At 46.5% G+C, this 25,213-nt stretch carries 22 protein-coding genes and 1 pseudogene; 12 read left to right on the forward strand and 11 right to left on the reverse strand.

The genetic code is table 11. The features are described 5' to 3' along the window. Window positions 1-522: 522 nt before the first annotated feature. Window positions 523-1,553, reverse strand: a pseudogene (locus Q1A40_RS12935) (IS630 family transposase). A gap of 134 nt (window positions 1,554-1,687) precedes the next feature. Here Q1A40_RS12935 and Q1A40_RS12940 point away from each other — a divergent pair. The 5 genes from Q1A40_RS12940 to fabY all read left to right on the forward strand — a co-directional run bounded on the left by Q1A40_RS12940 (window position 1,688) and on the right by fabY (window position 5,108). After that, complete coding sequence (locus Q1A40_RS12940; RefSeq protein ID WP_367275747.1) at window positions 1,688-1,897, forward strand: hypothetical protein; 210 nt, start codon at window positions 1,688-1,690, stop codon at window positions 1,895-1,897. A 327-nt stretch (window positions 1,898-2,224) separates the two neighbouring features. Then, window positions 2,225-2,818: a glucose-1-phosphatase gene (yihX, locus tag Q1A40_RS12945; protein WP_300000693.1), complete on the forward strand. Its 594-nt coding sequence runs from the start codon at window positions 2,225-2,227 to the stop codon at window positions 2,816-2,818. Beyond that, window positions 2,818-3,690: a virulence factor BrkB family protein gene (locus Q1A40_RS12950; protein WP_300000695.1), complete on the forward strand. Its 873-nt coding sequence runs from the start codon at window positions 2,818-2,820 to the stop codon at window positions 3,688-3,690. The genes yihX and Q1A40_RS12950 overlap by 1 nt, the downstream gene beginning before the upstream one ends. Beyond that, window positions 3,687-4,124 (forward strand): D-aminoacyl-tRNA deacylase, encoded by a 438-nt coding sequence (gene dtd / locus Q1A40_RS12955; RefSeq protein ID WP_300000697.1) that lies wholly within the window; start codon window positions 3,687-3,689, stop codon window positions 4,122-4,124. Before Q1A40_RS12950 ends, dtd begins: the two co-directional genes overlap by 4 nt. A 42-nt stretch (window positions 4,125-4,166) precedes the next feature. Further along, on the forward strand, window positions 4,167-5,108 hold the full coding sequence (gene fabY / locus Q1A40_RS12960; protein ID WP_300000699.1) for a fatty acid biosynthesis protein FabY: 942 nt from the start codon (window positions 4,167-4,169) through the stop codon (window positions 5,106-5,108). A 3-nt stretch (window positions 5,109-5,111) separates the two neighbouring features. Here the strand turns inward: fabY and Q1A40_RS12965 are convergent, their stop codons facing one another. Together Q1A40_RS12965 and Q1A40_RS12970 are read right to left on the reverse strand one after the other, a co-directional pair. Then, a complete protein-coding gene (locus Q1A40_RS12965) occupies window positions 5,112-6,794 on the reverse strand; it encodes an AsmA family protein (RefSeq protein ID WP_300000701.1) in 1,683 nt (560 codons plus the stop codon). A 121-nt stretch (window positions 6,795-6,915) separates the two neighbouring features. Beyond that, window positions 6,916-8,307, reverse strand: a complete 1,392-nt coding sequence (locus Q1A40_RS12970) for a uracil-xanthine permease family protein (protein WP_300000703.1) — start codon at window positions 8,305-8,307, stop codon at window positions 6,916-6,918. 244 nt (window positions 8,308-8,551) lie between these two features. Here Q1A40_RS12970 and gltS point away from each other — a divergent pair, with 244 nt between their 5' ends. Beyond that, a complete protein-coding gene (gene gltS / locus Q1A40_RS12975; RefSeq protein ID WP_300000705.1) occupies window positions 8,552-9,754 on the forward strand; it encodes a sodium/glutamate symporter in 1,203 nt (400 codons plus the stop codon). 15 nt (window positions 9,755-9,769) lie between these two features. On the opposite strand, the gene recG is transcribed toward gltS, so the two are convergent. From recG to gmk, 5 genes are read right to left on the reverse strand one after another with little or no spacing between them, the layout of a single operon-like run. Then, window positions 9,770-11,851, reverse strand: coding sequence for an ATP-dependent DNA helicase RecG (gene recG, locus Q1A40_RS12980; protein ID WP_300000706.1), 2,082 nt, complete (start codon window positions 11,849-11,851; stop codon window positions 9,770-9,772). Window positions 11,852-11,854: 3 nt separating this feature from the next. Then, the gene (gene trmH, locus Q1A40_RS12985) at window positions 11,855-12,544 is read right to left on the reverse strand and encodes a tRNA (guanosine(18)-2'-O)-methyltransferase TrmH (protein WP_300000708.1); all 690 of its coding nucleotides are present in this window, start codon (window positions 12,542-12,544) and stop codon (window positions 11,855-11,857) included. Window positions 12,545-12,548: 4 nt separating this feature from the next. Further along, complete coding sequence (gene spoT, locus Q1A40_RS12990; protein ID WP_300000709.1) at window positions 12,549-14,669, reverse strand: bifunctional GTP diphosphokinase/guanosine-3',5'-bis pyrophosphate 3'-pyrophosphohydrolase; 2,121 nt, start codon at window positions 14,667-14,669, stop codon at window positions 12,549-12,551. Window positions 14,670-14,691: 22 nt separating this feature from the next. After that, window positions 14,692-14,967, reverse strand: coding sequence for a DNA-directed RNA polymerase subunit omega (gene rpoZ / locus Q1A40_RS12995; protein ID WP_211993467.1), 276 nt, complete (start codon window positions 14,965-14,967; stop codon window positions 14,692-14,694). Between the two features lie 54 nt (window positions 14,968-15,021). Then, window positions 15,022-15,645: a guanylate kinase gene (gene gmk / locus Q1A40_RS13000; protein ID WP_300000711.1), complete on the reverse strand. Its 624-nt coding sequence runs from the start codon at window positions 15,643-15,645 to the stop codon at window positions 15,022-15,024. 256 nt (window positions 15,646-15,901) lie between these two features. Between gmk and Q1A40_RS13005 the strand changes: the two genes are divergently transcribed. After that, window positions 15,902-16,168 carry a hypothetical protein gene (locus Q1A40_RS13005; RefSeq protein ID WP_300000713.1) on the forward strand — a complete coding sequence of 89 codons (267 nt, stop codon included), beginning with the start codon at window positions 15,902-15,904 and terminating at the stop codon, window positions 16,166-16,168. 26 nt (window positions 16,169-16,194) lie between these two features. Here the strand turns inward: Q1A40_RS13005 and Q1A40_RS13010 are convergent, their stop codons facing one another. Then, entirely contained in the window at window positions 16,195-16,812 is a 618-nt protein-coding gene (locus tag Q1A40_RS13010; protein ID WP_300000715.1) for a trimeric intracellular cation channel family protein, read from the reverse strand. 792 nt (window positions 16,813-17,604) lie between these two features. Here Q1A40_RS13010 and Q1A40_RS13015 point away from each other — a divergent pair. Further along, on the forward strand, window positions 17,605-18,039 hold the full coding sequence (locus tag Q1A40_RS13015) for a DoxX family protein (protein ID WP_300000717.1): 435 nt from the start codon (window positions 17,605-17,607) through the stop codon (window positions 18,037-18,039). Between the two features lie 203 nt (window positions 18,040-18,242). Here Q1A40_RS13015 and Q1A40_RS13020 read toward each other — a convergent pair whose 3' ends face one another. Both Q1A40_RS13020 and Q1A40_RS13025 read right to left on the reverse strand, forming a co-directional pair. Further along, window positions 18,243-19,253, reverse strand: a complete 1,011-nt coding sequence (locus Q1A40_RS13020) for a LacI family DNA-binding transcriptional regulator (RefSeq protein WP_300000719.1) — start codon at window positions 19,251-19,253, stop codon at window positions 18,243-18,245. 76 nt (window positions 19,254-19,329) lie between these two features. Then, complete coding sequence (locus tag Q1A40_RS13025; RefSeq protein ID WP_300000720.1) at window positions 19,330-19,878, reverse strand: D-lyxose/D-mannose family sugar isomerase; 549 nt, start codon at window positions 19,876-19,878, stop codon at window positions 19,330-19,332. Between the two features lie 223 nt (window positions 19,879-20,101). Here Q1A40_RS13025 and Q1A40_RS13030 point away from each other — a divergent pair, with 223 nt between their 5' ends. The 4 genes from Q1A40_RS13030 to Q1A40_RS13045 are packed head-to-tail and all read left to right on the forward strand — an operon-like array spanning window position 20,102 to window position 25,211. Further along, window positions 20,102-21,136: an NAD(P)-dependent alcohol dehydrogenase gene (locus Q1A40_RS13030; protein WP_300000722.1), complete on the forward strand. Its 1,035-nt coding sequence runs from the start codon at window positions 20,102-20,104 to the stop codon at window positions 21,134-21,136. 4 nt (window positions 21,137-21,140) lie between these two features. Continuing rightward, window positions 21,141-22,658 (forward strand): xylulokinase, encoded by a 1,518-nt coding sequence (gene xylB, locus Q1A40_RS13035; protein ID WP_300000724.1) that lies wholly within the window; start codon window positions 21,141-21,143, stop codon window positions 22,656-22,658. Further along, window positions 22,655-24,160 carry a sugar ABC transporter ATP-binding protein gene (locus Q1A40_RS13040; RefSeq protein WP_300000726.1) on the forward strand — a complete coding sequence of 502 codons (1,506 nt, stop codon included), beginning with the start codon at window positions 22,655-22,657 and terminating at the stop codon, window positions 24,158-24,160. The genes xylB and Q1A40_RS13040 overlap by 4 nt, the downstream gene beginning before the upstream one ends. Window positions 24,161-24,173: 13 nt before the next feature. Beyond that, window positions 24,174-25,211: an ABC transporter permease gene (locus tag Q1A40_RS13045; protein ID WP_300000888.1), complete on the forward strand. Its 1,038-nt coding sequence runs from the start codon at window positions 24,174-24,176 to the stop codon at window positions 25,209-25,211. The last annotated feature ends 2 nt before the right edge of the window (window positions 25,212-25,213 follow it).

Consider the following 25,213-nt stretch of genomic DNA (forward strand, 5'->3'; position numbering starts at 1 on the left):
CAACTACCCCCACAAAAAACCGAAATTGAGAATTGTCTTAATCTCATTATGATTGATTTTTGTCTTTTGTGATTGGCTTTATTTATTAAAATAATCTTGCTTGTAATATATAATATATGCTCTTAAGGATGGTGGAAGATAATTTCTCACAAAAACAAACTGTATTGATATAATTATCAGGCGAATGTTTGCTCAAGTAAGTATCCGGATTCACTCTGATGCTAATTAAGAGTGTTTATGAGTCTTTAGTTAATTTTAAAGTGACTTTAAATCATAGCACTTCTCCTGATGAATTAATTCAAACTTATTTCCCTGATTGGAAGAAAAAATAGCTATGCCTGTGAGCAATGAGTTTCTTAATACTCTTTTTTCTCACAAGGATGGTTATGAAAAATAAAAGTTCCTGAGCTATATCTGGCTGGGGAATATTATATGGTCTCTTTATCTGATTTGTTTTTCATTTGGTACTTCTGTCTCTTTTTGGTACGGTCCCTGCCTCCTAAATAGCTGTGCCTAATACCGCTACACTTTTGCCAGACCATGTTTACCTCCGGGGAATGGACTGACGGTTTTCATAAAATGATGAACCTTTCTCAGTAACTGCCACATTGAACGGCACCGATGATTACGCGTTATCGTGTCGTGAAGCGCCTGGCATAACCGCTCAACGTGGTTCACCCACGGCGAGTAAATGGGCTGATAAATCACCCTGAACTTCGCGTTAGCCTTCAGCCAGAGTTGGGTTTCATGGCTCTTGTGAATAATGTAATTATCCACGATTAGCGTGATGGTTTTTGCCCGACGTTAAGTTGCCTTCAGGTACTTAAGCTGGCTGATGAACAGCACCGAACTTTTGCTGTTGCCGCCAACGTAACTGACTTTGCCCGTTCCGCTGTGCAGTGCTCCGGCCAGATAATATTTTTCATTTTGACCCGGTGTAACGACATGTTTTTGATGTCCGCGCAGCTGCCAGTCCGTACCGATTTTAGGATTAAGATGGATATCGACTTCATCTTCATAAAATTCCGGGTATTCTGAACTGCACTTATCCAGCGCTTTGTGGATGGCTGACATCTTTTCATCTTTATGCGGGTCAGGGATACGCAGAGTCGGTGCGGCTCTGCGCCAGACCAGACTCGCTAACGGCAACCAGCGGCGAACAGTACCAGCATCTAAGGTGCATCCAGTTATGTCTTTGATTTTGATTGCCAGAAGCTCTGTGCTCCAGCGAGAACGCTGATAGCCAAAATCAACGGGAGAGTGTTTTATCAGCTCACGGAGCAATGTGCAGATATGTTCAAAAGGCCAGCGACGGCAACATCCTGCGGGTAACGATTTCAGACCTTCGACACCCGACAAAGTGAACCAGTTAATCCAGCGTCCGACAGATGAGCGGGCACAGCAGAGCGTTCTGGCAACGTCACTGACGCGCTCTCCAGGTGCAACATCAGCATGGCGGTCAGTCTGCGGGCATGATTTTTATCGCGCGTTTTATGGATAGTTTTCTGCATCAGGCGTCGTTCGGTACGGGGTATGGGTGCTATGATCGGCATCGCTCAGTCCGGTTAGTGATTTGTTTCTTTTTGGCGATTGATCAGATCGCACAATCTGGGCTGAGTTCCCTCAAAGTGATCTATTATTCCGCGCAGCTATTTAGAATTAGCCTCTTGCAGAGCATTTTTTTTAAATGACGGGGTATATGTTCTGCTTCCGGGTCGCTGGACAGGCAAGGGGAAGTAGACCGGTTCCGGCTATTAAAATGTCCCTGGAACAAGCGCTTGAGTTCATCGATGACGACGAACTGGTAGAAGTAACTCCAACCTCTATCCGTATTCGTAAACGTCACCTGACTGAAAACGATCGTAAACGCGCTTCGCGTGGTAGCAAAGACGTATAATTCGTCTTAGCTGATATTAAGCAGTTATCAAAGCCTGAGTTCAGTACTCCACTGGACTCAGGCTTTTTTATTTTATACCCGTCATCATTTAAGCTGTTAAAGTACGTGTAGTTTTTGGAATACTCATCTCTCCACACCTGACTCAGACTGGTGTCTCACTTTTGGGGTGGGCTCCATGATCGTCGAGGCTTTTTTTTTGCTTTTTTTGTAACATGCTAGCGTATAAGCTGCTATTTGCGTCATTGTTAACAGCGTTGCGCATTGTTCTACTGAGCTTTGTCACTCTGATAAAAACAGTGATTCACCCTGACGGAAAAGGAGACGCTCATGCTGTATATCTTTGATTTAGGTAATGTTATCGTTGATATCGATTTTAACCGGGTATTGGGTGTCTGGAGTGATTACAGCCGCGTTCCGCTGGCAAATTTACAGAGCAAATTCACTATAGGTGAGCCATTTCACCTGCATGAGCGGGGGCAAATCAGTGATGAGCAGTTTGCGCAAACCTTGAGCCATGATCTGGGGATGGCCTTAAGCTACGAACAGTTCACTGCAGGATGGCAGGCGATATTCGTGGGTTTGCGCAAGGATACCATTGCGGTGATGCAAGCATTGCGAGAACAGGGGCATCGGGTTGTCGTCCTGTCCAATACCAACCAGCTTCACTGCGAGTTCTGGCCGGATGAATACCCGGAAGTGGCACAAGTAGCCGATAAAATTTATCTTTCCCAGCAGATGGGGATGAGAAAACCCGATGCTGAAATTTATCTTAAATTACTTGAAGAAGAAGGGTTCAGTGCCGATAATGCCGTCTTCTTCGATGATAACGAAGACAATATTAACAGTGCCCGGCAACTTGGTATAACGGCAATATTGGTGACCGGGAAACAGACAATCCCTAACTGGTTTGCACAACGCTGATGCTGGGGAGCACTGGACGTAATACGGATCGCTATTTAAGGCCTGTAATGGTCTGGGGAAAACTGCTTTATCGGCGTATTGACCAGGATAATATGATGACGATGGCCGGAAACCTTGCCTACGTCTCCCTACTTTCCCTGGTACCGCTGGTCGCTGTTATCTTCGCCTTATTTGCCGTCTTTCCTGTCTTCGCTGATATCAGTCTCCAGCTACGCCAGTTTGTTTTCACCAATTTTATGCCCGCAACCGGCGATGTCATTGAACGTTACATAGATCAGTTTATCGCTAATGCTAATCGAATGACGGCAGTGGGGGCCGCCGGACTGGTGGTCACTTCGCTGTTACTGATGTATGCCATCGATAGCGCACTGAATGCTATCTGGCGTAGTACCCAGGCCCGCCCACCGCTCTATTCATTTGCACTCTACTGGATGATCCTGACGCTCGGGCCTCTGCTGGTGGGCACCAGTGTGGTAATAAGTTCCTATTTATTGTCGCTACACTGGGCATCTGAAATCAATAGCGTGATGGACGATGTGCTACGCATCTTCCCACTGTTACTTTCCTGGTTATCATTCTGGTTGCTGTATAGCCTGGTGCCAACGGTGCGTGTGCCGGTAAAAGATGCCGTTATCGGGGCCATGATTGCAGCTGCACTATTTGAGCTCGGCAAGAAAGTGTTTACTCTTTATATCCAGATGTTTCCTTCTTATCAGCTGGTTTACGGCGTACTGGCCGTGATCCCGCTGTTATTTATTTGGGTGTACTGGACCTGGTGTATTGTCTTGCTGGGGGCTGAAATTACCGTTACCTTCAGTGAGTATCGCCAGTTAAAACAGTCCACAGAACAAAAAAAAGCGGAAGAGCAATGATTGCATTAATTCAGCGAGTGACGCAGGCCAGTGTCAAAGTGGCAGGTGAAGTCACTGGCGAAATAGGCCCCGGATTACTGGTTTTGTTAGGGGTAGAAAAAGACGATAACCAGCAGAAAGCCGATCGATTATGCCAGCGAGTGTTGGGTTATCGCGTTTTTAGCGACGACAATGGCAAGATGAACCTGAGCGTTCAGCAAGCTGGTGGTAGTGTGCTGGTGGTCTCTCAGTTTACTCTTGCAGCGGACACGGATAGCGGCATGCGGCCTGGGTTTTCAGGTGGTGCTGCCCCGGAACAGGCAAAAGCGCTGTATGAGTATTTTATTGAAAAATGTCAGCAGCAAGGTACTGCAACCCAGACGGGACGCTTTGCTGCAGATATGGAAGTATCGCTAATCAATGACGGGCCGGTGACTTTCTGGCTCCAGGTATAAACGGTGCAGTCACTGTTGGGACACTAAATAAGAGAGCTAGATATGTATCATCTTCGTGTACCTGAAACACCGGAAGAACTTGAGCATTACTATCATTTTCGCTGGCAGATGTTGCGTAAGCCATTACACCAACCTCAGGGATCTGAGCGAGATGCCTGGGACGCGATGGCTCATCATCAAATGGTTGTGGATGAACAGGGCAATATTGTTGCTGTAGGGCGGTTATATATTAATGCTGATGATGAAGCCGCGATTCGCTTTATGGCGGTAGACCCTTCGGTACAGGCGAAAGGCTTAGGTACCTTGATGGCAATGACTCTGGAGTCGGTCGCCCGCCAGGAAGGGGTACAGCGTGTTACCTGTAGTGCGCGAGAAGATGCGGTTGAATTCTTTGCCAAGCTGGGGTTTGTTAATCACGGCGAGATAACGGCCCCACAAACCACGCCTATTCGGCATTTTATGATGATCAAACCCATAGCTTCACTGGATGACATTTTACATCGTCCGGACTGGTGTGGTCAGTTACAGCAAGCCTGGTATCAGCATATTCCCCTCAGCGAAAAAATGGGGGTACGCATTCAGCAGTATACCGGTCAGAAATTCATTACTACCATGCCGGAAACGGGTAACCAAAACCCACACCACACGCTGTTTGCTGGCAGTTTGTTTTCTCTGGCAACACTCACTGGCTGGGGACTGATTTGGCTGATGCTGCGTGAGCGTCATTTAGGTGGCACCATTATTCTGGTTGATGCGCATATCCGCTATAGCAGCCCGATTACAGGAAAACCCTTGGCGAGTGCAGATTTGGGCTCGTTGAGTGGCGATTTAGACAGACTTGCTCGTGGGCGCAAGGCGCGCGTGACTCTACAAGTGAATCTCTTTGGTGATGATATTCCAGGGGCTGTATTTGAAGGTGTCTATATGGTGCTGCCAGCGAAACCTTTTGGCCCCCTGGAGGAAGGGGGCAACGAAGAAGAGTAGGGGTCAGGGAAGGGCAACAACACCCTGTCTCATGGTTTGCTGGATTTGCTGACCCTGAGCATCAGTCGCTCTCAGGGTCGCATTGACCGTTGGCCGAAGCGGTGTATCTGCAGCCAACTGTCCGCTAGCTGACAGGCTTAAATTTCCTTCACCGTCGAGCGGCAGTGACGGCCATCCCCAGTCTTTGAGCGTATTCACCGGAACACCCTGGCCTTTTAACTCTACCGCTGTCACTCTTTGTGGGGTCTGAGAGATAGTGGCAGTTGCCTCCAGTATGCCTTTGTCTCGGAATCCACTTAACTCTGAGACGGTGATTTGCTGTGGGCTGGCGTCCAGTGTCAGTGACGGGCGTCGTATATCAACACGGTTGAAGGTCGCATTGGCCGCATTTAATGACAGCTTCCCGTCCCATAACCCCCACTGATGGTGACGTGCAATCAGCAGATTGGTGGCGGTGGCATCCAGAGCGGTAAGCTGGAAAGGCCAGTCAGGATTGATATCAATGATAAGGTTGCGATTAGCCGACAGTTTTTTTATCGTCATATCAGAGAGCCATTCAGGCAGCGGCTGCATCCAGAGTGCTTTCCAGTCAATGGGAAGGGTATATTCCAGGCCTGTAAAGACCATTTCATTAATAATTGCGCTATCGTTGTCTCGAAGCCACTGTCCGTTGGCACGAACCATACCGCCTTCCCAGCGTGAACTAAACTGACGCAATAACAAGCCTTGTGGGTTAAGATCCGCATTGATTATCGGATCCTGCAAATGAACGGAATTCCAGATAAATTCGCGTGCGTTTGCTGAAAGTGTACCTTCTTCGCTGTTCCAGTTACCCTTAGTGAGGGTTGTTCCTTGCAGGCTCAGATCTAAATCGCTAATTGCCCAAGCCGGACCTTCAAGTCGGGCACCAATCACATCGAGGCGCTCAATATTTATTGAAGCAACTTCGCTCAGAGGGGCCAGAAAATCAGTTAGTGGCTTATCAGTTTGTAAGCGGATATCGTTTAAACGCAAGTTACTGACAGTCCAGACTCCGTCATTGCTGCGACGAATATTGCCGGTTAATGAACCCCGTGCAATATCAGCCCCCATCGTCGAAAACACCAGGTTGCCGTTATCCACGGAACCTTGCAACAATACATGACTTGCCGGGATACCTTTCAGGGTCATAGCGTCGGCACTAAATTCAATATTCGCTTTTTTTCCCAGAAGATTATTTGCTTCAGGTTGCCAGGGAACAATACCGCCATTGGCTCGCTGGAGCGTTACAGGCCATATGGCATTATTATCCTCAATATTCATATCCTGAAGCCGGAGACGAGAAGCCTTTAACGGCAGCAGCGGCGTATTATCCTGAAGTGTCAGCGAACCTTGCTGCAATGAAATGGAATCAACATCCAGCAGGTTAGTAAATTGTCGGCTGCTGAGGCCGATATCGAGCTTTTTCGCGACAACCGTGGCTGGCTGGTCTGCATTTCCCAGTGTAATGTCGTTAAAAATCAAATGATCTGGTGTTGACCAGCTATGTTCCATTTTGCTGAATGCGACCTGGTAACTCGTATTATTGCTGACCCATTGACTGAGCTGTCTGGCACCCCATTGGGTTTGTAGCAGGACATAAAAGGCAACCAGCACAAGAACAACGATTCCTGACACAATAGCGATCAGTCTTCCGAGCAATTTCATTGTTGTAGATCCCCGATATTCCAATAAGGAATTTATGCATCATTTGGCGCAATAGCTCAAGGGGCTGATGAGCAATGATTAAGGCGCATCACGAGTTAAAAATTGGCGATGCGCTATAACCTTAGGCTTTTTCCGGAGGGAAAACTAAATTCAGGATGATAGCAGTGATACCGCCAGCAGCAATGCCAGAGGAAAGCAGCGTTTTAATCCACTCTGGCGCAAATTGTAAAATCAGCGGTTGCTGTGATACACCCAGGCCGACTGCCAGTGATAAACCGATAATCATAATCGCACGGCGATTGAGCGGCTCACGAGAGACAATACGAATACCTGAGGCAGCAATAGTACCGAACATCACGAGCGTAGCGCCGCCAAGCACAGGTTCAGGAATATGTTGAACAAAGCCACTGACTGCCGGGAACAAGCCTAAGGCGATAAGCATCAGTGCGACAACAAAACCAACATAACGGCTGGCAACGCCCGTAAGCTGAATAACCCCGTTATTCTGTCCGAAACAGGAGTTAGGGAAGGTATTGAACAGCGCAGAAACAAAGGAATTCACGCCATTAGCCAGTACTCCGCCTTTCAGTCGTTTCATATACAGCGGCCCGGATACCGGCTGCTCAGAAACATCAGAGGTGGCCGTTATATCACCTATCGTTTCCAGTGAGGTCACCATAAAGACCAGCATTAATGGGATGAGTAATCCCCAGTCGATACCTAAACCGTAATGGAGCGGAGTTGGAATAGTGATTAAATCAGTATTGGTCGATGCGGTATTCTCTGGCAGCATATCCAGTAACCAGGCCAGCAGATAGCCGACAGCCATGGCTATCACTAATGATGCGACGCGCAGATAGGGGTTTTTCTGACGATTAAGCAGAATAATGACGACCAGAACGGAGGCGGCGAGCAGTAAATTCTTTGGCGCTCCAAAAGTCTTATCAGCCAGAGCCGCATAGCCACCACCCGCTGAGGTGAGTCCGACTTGAATCAGTGACAGACCAATTATCATTACCACCGTACCTGAAACCAGGGGAGTAATAATACGGCGGGTAAGGTGCAGGAAGCGGGAGATAATCATTTCAGTACAACTGGCGAGCATCAGTGTACCAAACAGCGCTGCCATCATCCCTTCGATATCCACGCCGCCATTTTTTAACGCCATGCCTCCCATAATCAGCGGAGAAACAAAGTTAAAGCTGGTGCCCTGAATGGACAATAAACCTGAACCGACCGGTCCCCAGGCTTTTATTTGAATAACAGAGGCAACACCCGAAGCAAATAGCGACATACTGATAATATGCTGTGTATCCGATGCCGGTAACCCCAGTGCCTGACAAATTAGCAATGCCGGAGTAATAACCGCGACAAACATAGCCAGTAAATGCTGACAGGCGGCAAAAAGCGTTTGCGGTAGTGGGGGACGGTCTTCGAGACGATAGATAAGCTCGTCTGAGTAAGTGGGAGCAATCGGTTGCTTTTTATCTGACTCGACAACATTTGCGGACATTGAGGGAAATCTCATTATGGAAAAGGTGCAATTTTAACTCACCCAAGAGTAAAAGCAATCGTTTGCCATGATGTGATTTTATGCACGATTTTATGCACGAGGCTATATAAAAATAGCTATTTTTATCACTATTCTGTTTTAATGGTAAAAAAAATAGTAATCACTACATAAATTAGAAGAAAATTCTATTTTTAGTGTTTAAAGTGCGTTAATGCGTCTGACATAATAAGGAGAAGCACTAACTATGTTCCATCTTGATTCCCTCTCAACCTTGGTTGCAGCCACACTGGTGTTGCTGATAGGGCGAAAAATAGTGCATATCACGCCTTTTCTGAAAAAATATTCAATACCGGAACCTGTTGCAGGAGGATTACTGGTTGCACTAGTGCTTCTGATACTGAAGCAAAGTATGGGGTGGGAAGTCCGTTTTGATATGGCGCTGACCGACCAGTTAATGCTGGCTTTTTTTGCCACTATCGGCTTGAACGCTAACATTATTAGCCTACTAAAAGGCGGTAAACTCCTCGGGATTTTTTTGTTTTCCGTTGTTGGCCTGCTGGTTATGCAAAACGTCATCGGTGTTGGTATTGCTACACTACTGGGGCTGGATCCTTTACTGGGGTTACTGGCGGGGTCCATTACGCTATCAGGAGGTCATGGTACCGGTGCGGCATGGAGTAAAGTCTTCATAGAACAATACGGTTTTTATAATGCGAAAGAAGTGGCAATGGCCTGTGCCACTTTTGGTCTGGTACTGGGGGGATTAATCGGTGGGCCGGTTGCCCGTTATCTGATTAAACACTCCTCGACCCCAAATGGTGCACCGGAAGATAATGCGGTACCGGGAACCTTTGAAAAACCTGAGACCGGACGCTTTATCACCTCTATGATATTGATCGAGACAATAGCACTGATTGCTATCTGCCTTACAGCGGGACGTGAGATTGCCAGCATGCTGGAAGGGACGACTTTTGAACTTCCTGTTTTTGTTTGTGTCCTGTTTGTGGCAGTGGTGCTCAGCAATATCTTGTCATTATGTGGTTTTTATCGCGTCTTTGAACGTGCGGTATCTGTTCTGGGAAACGTCTGCTTATCCTTATTCCTGGCAACAGCATTAATGAGCCTCAAACTCTGGGAAATGGCGTCACTGGCATTACCTATCTTCGCTATTCTTGCCGTACAAACCCTGTTTATGGCGTTATACGCCATGTTTGTTACCTGGCGGATAATGGGCAAAAATTATGATGCCGCCGTGCTGGCTGCGGGGCATTGTGGCTTTGGTATGGGAGCAACACCGACAGCGATTGCGAATATGCAGGCGATTACTGAGCGATTTGGCCCGTCTCACTTGGCTTTTCTGATTGTACCTATGGTGGGGGCATTCTTTATTGATATTATGAATGTCATCGTGATTAAGCTGTTCTTACTGTTACCCTTTTTGGGTTAATAAGGGCGGGGTGGCTTAAGCATTCGAGTAGCGTTCAGTTTCCGGCATCCAGCGTTCAATTAATGCCAAAGCCTGCTGGGGATAGCGTTCATGAATATGACGAGCTAATCGCTGAACTTCCGGGATCATTGCCTGATCCCGGAGTAAATCAGCGACTTTAAACTCTGCGGTTCCGGTTTGACGAGTACCGAGCAGTTCACCGGGACCGCGGATTTCCAGGTCTTGCTGAGCAATGAAAAACCCATCGTTACTGTCACGCAGTACCTGTAACCGTCGCTGAGCTGTTTTTGATAGCGGTGATTTATAGAGCAGAACACAGTGAGAGGCTACGGCGCCACGACCGACACGGCCACGCAGCTGATGAAGCTGTGCAAGACCCAGTCGTTCCGGATTTTCGATAATCATTAAACTGGCGTTAGGTACATCAACTCCGACTTCAATGACCGTGGTCGCTACCAGCAACTGCAGTTCTCCCTGCTTGAACGCCAGCATCACCGCCTGCTTCTCTTGCGGCTTCATACGCCCGTGTACCAGGCCAATATTCAGTTCTGTGAGCTGACTTTTGAGTTCTTCCCAGGTCACTTCTGCTGCTTGTGCTTCCAGTAACTCTGACTCTTCAATCAGGGTACAGACCCAGTAAGCCTGGCGCCCTTCATCCTGACATGCATGGCGTACACGTTCGATAATTTCATTACGGCGAGTATCAGCAATTGCCACTGTGGTAACCGGAGTACGTCCCGGCGGAAGCTCATCAATCACTGAGGTATCAAGATCAGCGTAGGCCGTCATCGCTAGCGTACGAGGAATAGGGGTTGCTGTCATAATCAGCTGATGTGGATGAAAGCCCTGAGCTTGCCCTTTTTCCCATAATGCCAGACGCTGATGAACACCAAACCGATGCTGCTCATCAATAATGACCAGTGCCAGCCTGTCAAATTGTACCTGTTCCTGAAAAATTGCATGTGTGCCGACCACCATAGTCACCTGGCCACTGGCAATCGCCTCTTGCTGTGCCTGACGGGCTTTGCCTTTTTGTTTACCCGCCAGCCAACCGACTTCAATACCCAATGGCGCAAACCACTGACGGAAACTACTGGCGTGCTGCTCTGCCAGAAGCTCTGTGGGAGCCATTAACGCAACCTGATTGCCATGAGAGATGGCACGTAAGGCCGCAAGAGCTGCAACCAAGGTTTTACCTGAACCAACATCACCTTGCACCAGACGCATCATGGGGACGTCCTGAGCCATATCATGTTCAATTTCAGCCACTACCCGCTGTTGTGCATTGGTAGGGGTGAAAGGTAATGAGGCAAGAAAGTTATTCTTTAATTCATCATTTTTGCTAAATGCCAGGGCGTGATAGCGCTGCGCACCGGCACGTAGCGCCAGCATACTCAGATTATGTGCCAGTAACTCTTCAAGGATCAGACGACGTTGTGCAGGGTGCTTACCCGATTCCAGTTCACTCAACTGTACGTCGGGTGGTGGACGATGCAAAATATGGATCGCCTCTGGCAGACTCATCAAACCCTGGCTAAGTTCTGCGGGTAACAATTCTGTGATAGCGCAGGTCTGTAATACTTCAAGCGCCTGGTCGGTGAGCTTACGTAACGTTGCCTGGCGAATACCTTCTGTGGTCGGATAAACCGGGGTTAAGGTTTCCTGGAGTTCCGGAGTACTTAAATCCCCCTGAATACGGTATTCAGGATGGATCATCTCGGCACCATATTTACCGCGTTTAGCTTCACCATAGGCCAGAACACGTCTGCCCGTTGAAAGGCTATTCTTCATCGCAGCATTAAAGTTAAAGAAACGCAAAGTCAGGACGCCGGTGCCGTCACTTATCTGGCAGGTCATCATGCGGCGACCACCAAAGGTGATATTACAGTTGAGAACTTCGCCTTCTACCGTGGTATGAATACCTGGCAGGAGCTGGTCAATCGTACAAAGTTGTGTGCGATCTTCATAACGCAGGGGTAAATGTAGCAGCAGATCCTGGAGAGTATAGAGACCAATTTTAGCAAGCTTACTGCTTTGACTGGCACCGACACCGGCAAGTGAACTTAACGGGATGGCGTCCAGCAAACGGCCTTTCATGATTTATCCTGCAGACTGCATGGCAGCCCACCATGCGGGATCAGCATCTATCTCACCTTGCTGATTCACCTGTGGGTAAGGTAAGCCTTTACGGCGAGAGACATTTGCCAGCACAGGATAACCCCCTTCAAACAGCAATCGCTGCTGTTCAGAGTCGGGTAGAGTACTGTTTTCGCGCCGATACATGCCTGCATTTTGTCGTTGACGCTGTGCTTCGTACAATATCAGGGCTGAAGCCACGGAGACATTCAGTGACTGCACCATTCCTGTCATCGGAATAATGATATCCTGGTCTGCAAGACTCAATGCTTCCCGGGTGATACCGGTTTTTTCCTGTCCCATCAAAATACAGGTCGGGCGGGTATAATCTATTTCACGGAAATCGACGGCTTTCTCTGAAAGATGGGTGGCCAGTATCTGCATACCACAACCTTTAAGATGACCGATCGCTTCCGCGATAGTGGAGTGCGTTTTAACTTCAACCCACGAATTGCTACCGGCCGCCGAAGAGGCCATGGTCCGCATTCTACTACCCGGCCATACTGCATGAACTTCATGAACGCCAACGGCATCTGCTGTACGAATAATGGCAGAGACGTTATGGGGCTTATGTACCTGTTCCATACATACGGTCAGGTCGGGCTGGCGTCTTGCGAGCATTTCGCAAATACGGGCATAACGTTGCGGATTCATAGCACTAGTTTCGGTTACGGGTCACTTTAATCACATCTGGCATCACACGAATTTTACGCATGATATTTGCCAGCTGGATACGATCGCGGGCAGTTAGTCGAATGAATGCGCTATAAACTCTGCCGTCTTTCTCTTCAGTATTCAGGCTCTGAATATTTGAAGCAGCGGTGTTTATCGCGGCAGTCAGGTTCGCCAGCGCACCTTGATGATTGAACATATCAACCTTGATTTCAGTGATGAACTCTTGCTCTATCTCTTTATCCCATTCTACAGCCATAAACTTCTCGAGTTCTTTCTGATAGCCTCGAATATTACGACAGGATTCATGATGGATAACCAGACCTTTGCCCGGACTGATATGAGCAATAATGGGGTCTCCTGGAATAGGTCGGCAGCATTTTGCAAAAGTGATCAGTACACCGTCGGCTCCTTTAATCGGCAAGCGAGTATGGGAGTGCTGATTCGCTACTATACCTGGAATCGCGGCAGTAATCTCACCTTGTAGATGTTTAGCGATGACCACGCTCATGGTATTACCCAGCCCGATTTCAGCCAGCAAGTCATCCAGTGATGCCAGCTTCATGCGGTCTAATTCGCGCTGAATATTTTCCGGTGGGATTTCTGCAAGTTTGCGGCTTCCACCTAACGCATGATTTAACAGGCGACGGCCAAGACTGACAGAGTCATCACGCTTCAGATTCTTGAGCATCTGGCGAATTTTAGCGCGTGCTTTTGAGCTGACAACAAAATTGAGCCAGGCTGCATTAGGGCGAGCGCCAGGTGCGGTGATAATTTCAATGGTTTGCCCGCTGGTAAGCGTCTGCGACAGCGGATAGGGCTGTCTGTCGACTCGGGCACCGACACAGGCATGACCGATATCGGTATGCACAGCGTAAGCAAAGTCGACGGGCGTTGAACCCGCAGGCAGTTCAACAATACGGCCTTCTGGGGTGAAAACGTAAATCTCATCTGGGAACAGATCGGATTTTACGCTTTCGATAAATTCAAATGAGCTGCCCGCACTTTGCTGGAGTTCAAGTAAGCTTTGCATCCAGCGCTGGGCACGGATTTGTGCGGTGGTACTGGTTTCACCCTGTTCCTTATAGGTCCAGTGCGCTGCTACACCCATTTCCGCCATTTGATCCATATCTTCGGTACGGATCTGCACCTCAACAGGCACGCCATGTGGGCCAATCATTGAGGTGTGTAGTGACTGATAGCCGTTAGCTTTTGGGATAGCAATATAGTCTTTGACTCGACCTGGCCGGGGCTTATACAGGCTGTGCATTTGACCGAGCACGCGATAGCAGGTATCCATGTCCCGCACAATAACGCGAAACGCATAGATATCCATTATTGAATGGAACCGCTGCTCTTTGAGGGTCATTTTGCAGTAAATCGAATAGAGGTGTTTTTCGCGCCCACTCACGCGGCAGGCAATACCTGCTTCTTGCAGTCGCCCGTCTATTTCCGAAAGGATTTTTTGAATCATTTCCTTACGGTTGCCGCGCGCAGCTTTTACCACCTCTTTAATCACACGATAACGATTGGGATACAGGGCTTCAAAACCCAGCTCTTCCAGTTCGGTTTTTAAATGGTGAATACCAAGGCGATGCGCCAGAGGGCTATAGATTTCGAGCGTTTCGCGTGCAATACGGCGACGTTTATCCGGGCGCAAAGAGCCAAGAGTACGCATGTTGTGTGTGCGGTCGGCGAGTTTGATTAAAACAACCCGAATATCCTGCACCATCGCCATGATCATTTTGCGAAAATTTTCGGCTTGCGCCTCTTTCTTATCACGAAACTTAAGCTTGTCGAGCTTAGAAACCCCTTCTACCAGTTCAGCAACGCTTTTACCAAAAAGTTGCTCCATATCCTGGTAAGTGGCAGGGGTATCTTCAATAACATCATGCAACAATGCTGCCATTAGTGTTTCATGGTCGAGTTTCATCTCGGCCAGAATACAGGCAACGGCGACAGGGTGCGTGATATAGGGTTCACCGCTTGAGCGTGTTTGTCCCTCGTGAGCATCACGTGCGACAAGATATGCCTGCCGGAGCCGTTTTATTTGCTCCTCTGGCAGGTAATGTTGAATCAGCTGATTCAGGCTTTCAAACAGATACAAGGGAGACCCATAACTGGTTTAATTAACGACGACCTTCAGCAATTGCGGTAACAGCCTGTAATTCAGCTGCTTCTTGCTCTTGCTGTTCCTGGCGATCACGAACATCGAGGATCTTGTTGTTAATCAATCCCTCTTCGATTTCACGCAGTGCAATCACTGTCGTTTTATCGTTTTCTTCCGGTACCAGCGGATCTTTGCCGCCAGTTTGCATCTGACGAGCGCGACGCGCGGCGACCAGTACCAGGTCAAAACGATTACCAATTTTCTCTACAGCGTCCTGAACAGTTACGCGTGCCATAATTACAATGCTCCACAGATGAGGAAATGACTGGGCATGATACTGAAACTGATGTCAGTCTGCCAATAGTTTGCTGATTAAAGCGTCATGTCGCATTTTTTGGCGACTCATACGCAGACGCTCAGCACGAATAATTATCTTGAGATCAGACAGTGCTGTATCAAAATTATCGTTCACGATTAAATAATCATATTCTGCGTAATGACTCATTTCTGCGACGGCTTGTGCCATGCGCTTAGAAATAACCTCTTCACTGTCCTGACCACGGCCCCGAAGCCGACGATCTAATTCTTCCTGTGAAGGTGGCAGAATAAAGATACTGCGGGCATGTGGCATTTTTTGGCGGATTTGTTTCGCGCCTTGCCAGTCGATATCTAAAAAGACATCTACGCCGGTTGCCAGAACTTGTTCGATAGCATGACGGGAGGTGCCGTAATAATTACCAAACACTTCGGCATGTTCCAGAAATGCCTGGTCAGCAATCATTTGCTCAAATTCGCTTTTATCAACGAAATAGTAATGTTCGCCGTGACTCTCACCAGGACGTATACCTCGTGTGGTATGAGATATAGAGACCTGAGTATCATACAGCGGTTGTGTCTTTAACAAAGCCTGAATAAGGCTGGATTTCCCTGCGCCACTTGGAGCAGAAACGATATAAAGCGTGCCTTGAACCATGAATTTAAACTTTATCGGTATGCGTAAAAGGAAGAACGGCTATTTGCATAGTATACACGCACCCTTGCAAGGGGCGTAGGTTTTGTCATCAATTACGCTATTTTTTGTTGGCTTTATAGGATATGCCGTGGTTATTTTCCTTATTTATTGCAACAACGTCGATTTTTATGGGAGGTGCTCGAACAAATCAGCTTTATCACTCGCTCAGTTAAGGATGTTTGAGTATACCGGTATGTATCACGTTCAAGGAGGATGCATGAAAGAGAATATTCAGTTCGTTATTGCAGCCATTTTACTGAGTACCGGGATTGTTCTGATCCCTTGTGATGCCAGAACAAATATCCTGCTTAAAACCAGCGGAATACGACAAGCGGCAAATCTTCAAGAACAACAGCACGGGGAGTATTCAGCCAGAAGGTTGCATTGGATAACCCGGAGTAAAGGAAAATCACCTGCTTTGCTGTGGCATCATTTTTCTTTAACACCCCAGCCGGTGTTTTTTCACTGGCCGATGGCGGTATAAAGCCATCGGAGCCTCAATACTGAATGTTAGTGCTCAGAATGTTTATAGTAAAAAACAGGTAAACCAAGGCGTAAACGCAGAGCTAACAGGCGCGCGGTAAAACCGAACAGCAAGGTCGCAATGGTAACGATATCCTGGTTAGTCACGTAGTGCTGAAGAACGAGGTACATCACGGCTGCCGCAAAGGCAATACCAGCGTAGAGCTCTTTCTGGAAGACCAGCGGGATCCGCTTGCAGAACATGTCCCGCAGTACGCCACCGAACACGCCCGTAATCACAGCAGAAATAATCGCAATGATGGGGCCGTGCCCCATATCCAACGCAACTTGAGCCCCGATAATGGAAAAAACTACCAGGCCTAAGGCGTCCAGTACTAAAAAGAGTTTACGCAGGTGAGGCATCAGGGGGGCCATCAGCGTGGTGAGGACTGCAGCAGCAGCGACGATAACGACATACTCAGGATGTTTGACCCAGGTTAGTGGGTAGTGACCTAATAAAATATCACGTACTGAGCCGCCTCCGAGAGCTGTTGCTGTCGCAATAATAATTACGCCAAATGTATCCATACGGCGGCGGCCTGCAGCTAATGCACCTGTCATGGCTTCTGCCGTGATACCGATAATATAAAGAATATGTAGCAACATGGACAACACCTCTTCAGAAGAGTCGTAAGAGTAACGTTTTTTGAACAATGCCACGATTGAGATTTTTTCAATTGAAATTGGATAAATTACTTTTTCTCATGGAAGTGGTTAATTATTCTTATCTCATAAAGAGATTGTGAATATCATGTGTTTTTATGGATTAGAAAATCTAACCTGAATATTGGAAGGAAAATGTTGCTTGTCTCAGTGACTCGGTCGCTAAGTAGCGGGCAGTGTGCGAAGCCCCGTAAAGGATTACTTTGCCTGTTGTTCTCATCTTTCAAAGAGCCATGGTAGCTGCTTTTGATGGTTTTGAAAAAACAGGTCACGTTAAATTCACGGGAAGTAAAATAGTAACAGAATAATCTTTTAATAACGCAGGAATGAAGTGATACCACAGGGATGAAAATAAGATTATCTTAAGAGGGTATTCAGCCTGTGTATCATTAAATATACTTATGAATAATGGTTATGAATATATTTCATTTGAGTCTAAATAAAAGATGACATTCGCAGTCGGATGTCATTTTTATCACAGATATACCAAAGACCTCATTTCGTACTCTTTTTTATTTTTAAATATACTGAAAACGCTCTAAGATTTTGTTTTTTTGGAATAATGTTGTTTTGTTTTTTGTGCAGCAGGGCGCTTGATAGATTATAAAAATAATGACACTAACGGATGAAAATAATGCGCTAAATCATCCTTTTGCAACCAGAGCTTTGTTATTTTGTTACCTTCCCCAAACTTCACCTGTTTGACTCTTCTGAGATTTTTATGAGGATACTAAAATGATAGCAAAGCTAAACAGTATTTTTTCTTCCGTAACCCACCACCCTGATGGTGGACGGTTATTATTACGCATTCTGGTTGCTGGTTTAATGATCTTTCACGGCGTTGCGAAAGTCAGCCATGGCATCGACTGGATAGCAGCAGACTTAGCGGCAAAAGGTATACCTTCTTTTGTGGCTTATGGTGTCTATATCGGTGAGATACTGGCTCCCGCGATGGTTATCCTGGGAATTCTGACTGTCCCTGCGGCTTTTATTATTCTTATTAATATGATTGTTGCCATGTTAATGGTAGGGGCTTTCGGTCATATGACTGAAGTCACTAAGGTCGGTGCATGGGCATTAGAAACTGACGCATTTTATGTTTTAGGCTGCGTGGCGATCATGATGCTGGGTACAGGTAAATACTCGGTTGCACCGGCGGCCTATCGTTAATTGGTTAATAGAAGAAATACATTCTACCGTTATAGCCGACATCATCTCGTTAGATACCAAACAGTAATGATGCTGGGCGAGTTTTAAAATAACGTTCATTTCAGGCTACAACGCAGATAAAGGGTTTAACGTGCTGCGAGGATGCTCCCCGTGAAATATCATCAGGGAGCTGTCAATTTTAGTAAAACTATCATCGTAATGGATTAATCATGTTCTGCTAAGATTTTTCCGCGCACAACCACCTTGGCTGATTTGCTCTCACTATCATTCAAACGGCGCATTGCAAGATTAAATGCTTGCCAGGCAATCTCTTGTAGATCATGAGAAATGCAGGGGAAGCGGAAACCGTATATTTCAGCATGGGAAACTTGGTCAATACTGAACAGTGAAACCTGTTCGGTTAATTTAATTCCTTTTTCAATACATGCCTTTATAATCCCTAATGAAATCTGATTGTTACAACCGACGAAGTAATCAGGTGGCGGATTGTTTTGCAACCAATCGTGAGTTTCTTGCCAAGCGGAATCCATGAAAAAATCAGCATAACGGATCTCTAACGAGGCAATTTTTCCCTGTAATGCGGCTTGCAACCCCATGACACGCTCACGGGCAACGTTGGAGTTTTCGGGGCCAGAAATGACCACAACTCGTTGCGTATTTTGCTCTAATAACCAACGGCCAGCCTGTACACCACAATCAAAATTATCAATATAGACTCCGCTGCAATAAGACACAGCGAGTTCACGGTCAACCAGTACAACGGGAATATTCAGCTTTTCTAAGCGTTTGAGGTATTGAGGATGATAGTGATGGTCGTTAGAAATCACCGATAAAATAATGGCATCTACGTTATAACTGATCAGCTTTTCAATAATACGATCTTCATGTTCTTGTGATTCATAGGAATCAAACACTAAGGTCTCATAACCTATCTTTTGGGCTTCTAAGCTAATCAGACGCGTTAAACCACCGAAAAATGGGTTCGCCATATCGGGATTCACGATGCCGATGGTTTTAGAGTTCTTTGCTCGTAAATTACGGGCTGAGACATTGATGGAATATCCCAGCTCTTCTGCAATGAGCAAAATGCGCTGCAAGGTTTCAGGATGCACTTTATTAGGTTGCGAAAAAGCACGTGATGCAGTGATTTTACTAACACCTGCCAATTCAGCGACGCTTGCAAGTGTCGCTTTTTTTTCCCGGGCAGAAACCAAGTGAAACTCCTTAATGAGGTGTTATCATTTTTATATCATCCTGTATCATTGCGCATTTAACAACGCATCGCGAGTATTATTTTATGCCAGCTAAGCGATTGATACGTGGATCGGTGAAAATATCTAAGTCATCACGGCTTTCGGATGAAAATTCTGAAACTACCGCTCCCATTTTTCCGGCTTGAAACCAATGGCGAGTATTAGGGGCAATAGTGTATTGCTCACCAGGCTTTAACAAAATATACCGATTCACGGTATACCAGTTTTCATCCCCTGCAGGCACCAGGCAGGCAGCATGGCCTGACGCCATATTATCAGTCAGATTTTCATCATCAACAAACAGGTATACCTCTCCCCAACGACAGCGAAACGTCTCTTGTTTTCCCGCTGTACCAGAGAACGGTGGATGCAAATGCTCAGGGCATGTTTGCCCAGGAAATAACACCAACTCTTTTGCACAGTAACGCTCTGAGTTGATATAGGTGAGCAACTGTAATCCTGAACGGGGATAATCTGGCAAGCCAAATGTAGCAATTTCAATACGTTGTTCTTCATCCTTCGTCAAGATGATTGATGCTTGATGTAACATATCAAGCGTCATTTTCTGGGCGTTATTTGATGTCATGACTCATTTTCCTGATATTAATATCAATTTTCAAATCATTAGAACAATCATGACACCTTTTTTTCTGCGAGCTGAATCGATTAAGTGTTATTTACAGGCTAATAATAGTTAAAAAATAGCCCAAAAATTTAACATTTGTCACAGTTTTAACCATTTTTTTGCGTCATTATCTCGCCGTTAAAATGATATCGGTATCATTAAAAGTGATCATTAAGAGGTGTCCATGAAAGCGTTAGTGTTGGCTGAAGCCGGTAAAATTGCCATTGAAGAGTGCTCTTTTGATGAAGCCCTAGGGAATGATGATGTGCAAATCAAGATTCATTCCGTAGGGATTTGTGGAAGTGACGTGCATTACTACCAACATGGTCGTATTGGTCCTTTTGTTGTGAAAGCACCGATGGTTCTTGGCCATGAAGCCTCTGGCGTTGTGACTGCTGTTGGTCAAAATGTAAAACATCTGAATGTCGGCGACCGTGTTTGCATGGAGCCGGGGATTCCAGATATGAACTCAGCACAAACCCGCTCGGGTATTTATAACCTTGATCCAGCAGTGCGCTTTTGGGCGACACCTCCTGTACATGGTTGCTTACGTGAAAGCGTTATCCACCCTGCGGCCTTCACCTTTAAATTGCCAGACAATGTGAGCTTTGCCGAAGGTGCAATGGTAGAACCCTTAGCGATTGGCATGCATGCTGCAACCAAAGCTGGAATTAAACCTGGCGACATTGCTTTGGTGATTGGTGCGGGTCCAATTGGCGTTGTTACTGCCTTGGCTGCGCTAGCTGGCGGCTGCTCTGATGTCATCATCTGCGATATGTTTGACGAAAAACTCGCGGTAGCTGCTGCTTATGAAGGCCTGCATGCAGTAAATATTAAGACCGGTGACTTAGCCGCTAAAGTGGCTGCGTTGACCAGCGGTAACGGTGCTGATGTTATTTTTGAATGCAGTGGCGCAAAACAGGCGATTGTCAGCATTGCTGACCATGCAGCACCGGGTTCTGTTGCGGTATTAGTCGGGATGCCAATTGATGTTGCTCCTGTAGATATTGTGGCTGCTCAAGCGAAAGAGATCACTTTTAAGACTATTTTCCGTTACGCCAACATGTATCCACGCACTCTGCGTTTGTTAAGCAGCGGCAAACTGCGTGTCCAACCTCTGATCAGTGAAACTTACAAATTTGTCGACAGTGTTGCGGCTTTTGAACGCGCTGCTGCTGGCCATGCGTCAGATATCAAAATCATGTTGGAAATGGAGTAAAGCTATGACGCTCTATGCTGGTATTGACTGCGGTACACAGGGTAGCAAAGTCGTGATTGTCGACAGCGAAAAGGGCGTGATCCTCGGTGAGGGCAGCGCACCTCACCCTCTTATTAGCGACTCGAATGGGCGTCGCGAGCAAGAAGCAGCATGGTGGATTGAGGCGCTGGTCAGCGCCTTTCACCAGGCGGTGGAACAAGCAGGCATCAATGCTAAAGATATCAAGGCTCTCGGTGTTTCTGGCCAACAACATGGGTTTGTTGCCCTCGATGAGCAAGGTGAAGTTTTACATAATGTAAAATTATGGTGCGATACCGAAACAGCAGCAGAAAATGATGCTTTAGTTCAACAGCTTGGTGGCGTTCAAGGATCTTTAGACCAGTTGGGCTTGCTGATTGCAACAGGATTTACGGCATCAAAAATTCTCTGGTTTAAGGAGCATTATCCAGAAAAGTGGCAGCAATTACATACCGTACTTTTACCGCATGATTATCTTAATTTTTGGCTAACAGGTGAGCGTGTTGCTGAATATGGTGATGCCTCGGGCACCGGTTTGTTAAATGTACGTACGCGTCAATGGGATAAACGTACTGTTGAACTGATTGATGATAGTGGCCGTTTATGGAATGCCCTACCTGAATTAAAAAGTGCTGAAACCTGTATTGGTACTTTGCGCCCTGAAGCCGCTGAAAAACTTGGACTCTCCTTAATCACTCGTGTTTCTACCGGCGGAGGTGACAATATGATGGCGGCCATTGGCTCTGGCAATATCGCGCCAGGTACAGTGACGATGAGCCTCGGTACATCCGGTACATTATTTGCGTGGTCTGCTCAGTCTTTCAATGCAGATTCAGCGATGGTTGCGGGTTTTTGTTCCAGTAATAACGGCTGGCTGCCCCTGATTTGTACGATGAACGTGACCTCAGCAACGACGTCAGTTCAACATTTGTTAGCTGAAGATATTCAAGGGTTTAATCAATTACTGTCAGAGGCCAAGCCAGGAGCGGGTGGCGTCATGATGCTGCCGTTCTTTAATGGTGAGCGTGTCCCTGAATTGCCCTATGCCCGTGCCAGTATTCATAACCTTGATAGCGAAAACTTTACCCGAGCTAATTTGTGTATGGCGGTGGTGGAAAGTGCCACTTACGGCCTGCGTTACGGTATTGAACTGTTCCGTAAACAAGGCATTGATGCTGATGAAATTCGCTTAACAGGAGGTGGCTCTCGTAGCGCTCGCTGGCGGCAAGTGGTGGCGGATGTGATGGGTTGCCCAGTGGTCTGCTTACAAGCGAAAGAGACCGCTGCTTTAGGGGGCGCGATTCAAGCTATGTGGGCAACGGAATTAGCTGATAACCCTGCTCAAGATGCCAACATCTTATTGACTGATTTGTGCCAACGTTTTGTTTCTCTTGATGAAACAACACGAGTTTTGCCGAATGAGATAGCTCAATCGCAATATGATGAGTTTTATCAACATTATATTCAACGTCTGCAAGCTGTTTACCCAGAGGTGAAATTGTGAGTCATTCTGCATCTACACAACCAACCTCTTTGCTATTGGAGGTTTCTGGTGTCAAAAAATCCTTTGGCCCAGTTATTGCGCTAAAACATGCTGAGTTTCGTCTACGGCCTGGTTCTATCCATGCATTATGTGGCGGAAATGGTGCTGGAAAGTCGACGTTTTTGAGCATCTTAATGGGATTTATTCGTCCTGATGCGGGTGAAATTCGTATTAATGGACAGCAGCATGAATTTTTTACGCCGCGCGATGCACTGGAAGCGGGAATTGCCATTGTACAGCAAGAACTGAGTGCAATCCCTGACTTGACGGTAGCGGAGAATATCTGGTTAGGCAGGGAGCCAAAACGCTTTGGTTTTGTCGATTTTTCAACGCTAAATCAACGTACAAGAGCATTGATGGAAGAACTGGATTTCCAAATTGATGCTAGCGAAAAAATGCGCAACTTAAGTGTCGCCGAGCAACAGTTAGTAGAGATTGCCAAAGCGCTGTCCCACGCCAATGCGAACATCATCATTATGGATGAACCGACATCGGCGATTGGTGAGGAAGATGCTCAGAAAATTTTCCAAACGATCACCCGATTAGCGGAAAAAGGTAAAGGCATTATTTATGTTTCACACCGCTTATCGGAAATTTTCCAAATAGCGGATAGCTATTCGATTTTTCGTGATGGTAGTTACATTTTGGAAGGACAAATAGCTGACATCACTCGCGAACAACTGATCGAACACATCATTGGCGGTGAGTACGACAGTGAATTTGCCAAATTTAATCAGCCAACAGATGAAGTAATGATGGAGGTAAAAAACCTCCGTTGGAAAAACAAAATCAAAGATATCAGCCTCAATTTAAAACGGGGTGAAATCTTAGGCATTTATGGCTTGGTGGGGGCGGGGCGCAGTGAATTTCTTGATCTCATTTTTGGCATTAACCATGCCGATAGCGGCACCATCCGTATTGGGGAAAAAACCTTAGCTCGCCATTCTCCTAAAGAGTCTATCGATAGCGGTATTGCTTATGTCACAGAAGACAGAAAAGACACCGGCTTAGTTTTATGTCGTTCAGTCAGTGAAAACATTAACGTTTCCTCTTTTGCTGATATTAGCCGAGTAGGTTTTATCAATGAGAAGCAAGAGCAGGCGCGGACGGAAGCGATGATTAAGCTCTTTAACGTCAAAACCCATGATGGTGAGCAGGCGGTAGGCAACCTCAGTGGCGGTAACCAACAAAAAGTGGTGCTAGGACGTTGGGCTTTATTGAACCCGGATGTTTTGTTGCTAGATGAACCCACTCGAGGCATCGATGTAGGGGCTAAGAAAGAAATTTATGCATACATGTCTGAATTCGCACTGAAAAACAAAGGGATAGTAATGGTTTCTTCTGAGCTATCAGAAATCATCGGGATGAGCGATAGGATCTTGGTGTTCCGTGACGGCGAGCTCGTGGGTGAAGTTTTAGCAGCGGAAGCGACACAGACACAATTGATGAAGTTAGCGGTTTAAGAGAGATATCATGATGAACAGTACAAAAACCTTATCCCCTCCGACGTCATTTTTAGCGCGTCACAAAGGCAGTATGCATAAGTACGGTATTGTTATCGCTTTCTTTGTGCTTTGTCTGATTGTCTCACTTATTGGTGAGTATCAAGTTAGCCAAGGTGTATGGAGCAGCAATTACTTTCTGAGTAACGAGAATATGCTGATCGTACTACGCCAAGTATCGATTAACGGTATTCTGGCGATTGGTATGACTTTTGTCATTATCGCCGCAGGGGTCGATTTATCCGTAGGATCGGTTCTGGCGCTGAGTGGTATTGTAGCTGCACGTTTTGCGACCAATAACGCAGGTTTATCCATTGGAGATACCGCAAACGCTGTGATGCTCCCACTGATTGTTGCTTTAGGTATTGGCATCATTTGTGGCTTGATCAACGGTACGGTACTGGCTCGTTATCGCCTACAGCCTTTTATTGTCACTATGGGGATGTTATCGGCCGCACGTGGTATGTCGATGTTAACCACTGATGGTAACCCCGTCTCTCAATTAAACAGTGATTTCCGTTGGTTAGGTAACGGCTATATTGCCGATATCCCTGTTCCTGTGGTGATTTTTACTGTTCTGTTTATCGGTGCGTGGATTGTTTTAAACAAAACTATCTTTGGTCGCCATGTTTATGCCGTGGGCGGCAACCAAAAAAGCGCCCGTACATCCGGGATTAATGTATTTAAAATCAAAGTGTTGGTTTATACCCTTTGCGGCTGTTTAGCGGGTGTTGCCGGGCTTATCCTCACAGCGCGTACAGGCTCGGCACAAACAAACGCCGGCGCGGGTTATGAACTCGATGCTATTGCTGCGGTAGTTATTGGTGGCACCAGTATGGCAGGAGGGGTTGGTACCTTAGTCGGTACGTTGTTCGGTGTTCTGATCATCGGAGTAATGAATAACGGTTTGGATTTGTTAGGCGTGCAGTCTTACTACCAACAAATTATTAAGGGTGTCCTGATCGTTGTTGCTGTTTTGCTAGACCCATCACGTAAACAACAGCGTGATTAATA

The organism is uncultured Cedecea sp., from assembly GCF_947498825.1.
Lineage (GTDB): Bacteria > Pseudomonadota > Gammaproteobacteria > Enterobacterales > Enterobacteriaceae > JGM124.

Excerpts from the sequence above, each read along its gene's own strand:
- Q1A40_RS13010 (WP_300000715.1), bottom strand. The coding sequence starts at position 16,812 with ATGTTGCTACATATTCTTTATATTATCGGTATCACGGCAGAAGCCATG.
- Q1A40_RS12970 (WP_300000703.1), bottom strand. The coding sequence starts at position 8,307 with ATGTCCGCAAATGTTGTCGAGTCAGATAAAAAGCAACCGATTGCTCCC.
- yihX (WP_300000693.1), top strand. The coding sequence starts at position 2,225 with ATGCTGTATATCTTTGATTTAGGTAATGTTATCGTTGATATCGATTTT.
- Q1A40_RS12940 (WP_367275747.1), top strand. The coding sequence starts at position 1,688 with ATGACGGGGTATATGTTCTGCTTCCGGGTCGCTGGACAGGCAAGGGGA.
- rpoZ (WP_211993467.1), bottom strand. The coding sequence starts at position 14,967 with ATGGCACGCGTAACTGTTCAGGACGCTGTAGAGAAAATTGGTAATCGT.
- trmH (WP_300000708.1), bottom strand. The coding sequence starts at position 12,544 with ATGAATCCGCAACGTTATGCCCGTATTTGCGAAATGCTCGCAAGACGC.
- xylB (WP_300000724.1), top strand. The coding sequence starts at position 21,141 with ATGACGCTCTATGCTGGTATTGACTGCGGTACACAGGGTAGCAAAGTC.
- Q1A40_RS13005 (WP_300000713.1), top strand. The coding sequence starts at position 15,902 with ATGAAAGAGAATATTCAGTTCGTTATTGCAGCCATTTTACTGAGTACC.
- Q1A40_RS13025 (WP_300000720.1), bottom strand. The coding sequence starts at position 19,878 with ATGACATCAAATAACGCCCAGAAAATGACGCTTGATATGTTACATCAA.
- Q1A40_RS12965 (WP_300000701.1), bottom strand. The coding sequence starts at position 6,794 with ATGAAATTGCTCGGAAGACTGATCGCTATTGTGTCAGGAATCGTTGTT.
- Q1A40_RS13015 (WP_300000717.1), top strand. The coding sequence starts at position 17,605 with ATGATAGCAAAGCTAAACAGTATTTTTTCTTCCGTAACCCACCACCCT.
- Q1A40_RS13030 (WP_300000722.1), top strand. The coding sequence starts at position 20,102 with ATGAAAGCGTTAGTGTTGGCTGAAGCCGGTAAAATTGCCATTGAAGAG.
- fabY (WP_300000699.1), top strand. The coding sequence starts at position 4,167 with ATGTATCATCTTCGTGTACCTGAAACACCGGAAGAACTTGAGCATTAC.
- gmk (WP_300000711.1), bottom strand. The coding sequence starts at position 15,645 with ATGGTTCAAGGCACGCTTTATATCGTTTCTGCTCCAAGTGGCGCAGGG.
- recG (WP_300000706.1), bottom strand. The coding sequence starts at position 11,851 with ATGAAAGGCCGTTTGCTGGACGCCATCCCGTTAAGTTCACTTGCCGGT.
- gltS (WP_300000705.1), top strand. The coding sequence starts at position 8,552 with ATGTTCCATCTTGATTCCCTCTCAACCTTGGTTGCAGCCACACTGGTG.
- Q1A40_RS12950 (WP_300000695.1), top strand. The coding sequence starts at position 2,818 with ATGCTGGGGAGCACTGGACGTAATACGGATCGCTATTTAAGGCCTGTA.
- dtd (WP_300000697.1), top strand. The coding sequence starts at position 3,687 with ATGATTGCATTAATTCAGCGAGTGACGCAGGCCAGTGTCAAAGTGGCA.
- Q1A40_RS13045 (WP_300000888.1), top strand. The coding sequence starts at position 24,174 with ATGAACAGTACAAAAACCTTATCCCCTCCGACGTCATTTTTAGCGCGT.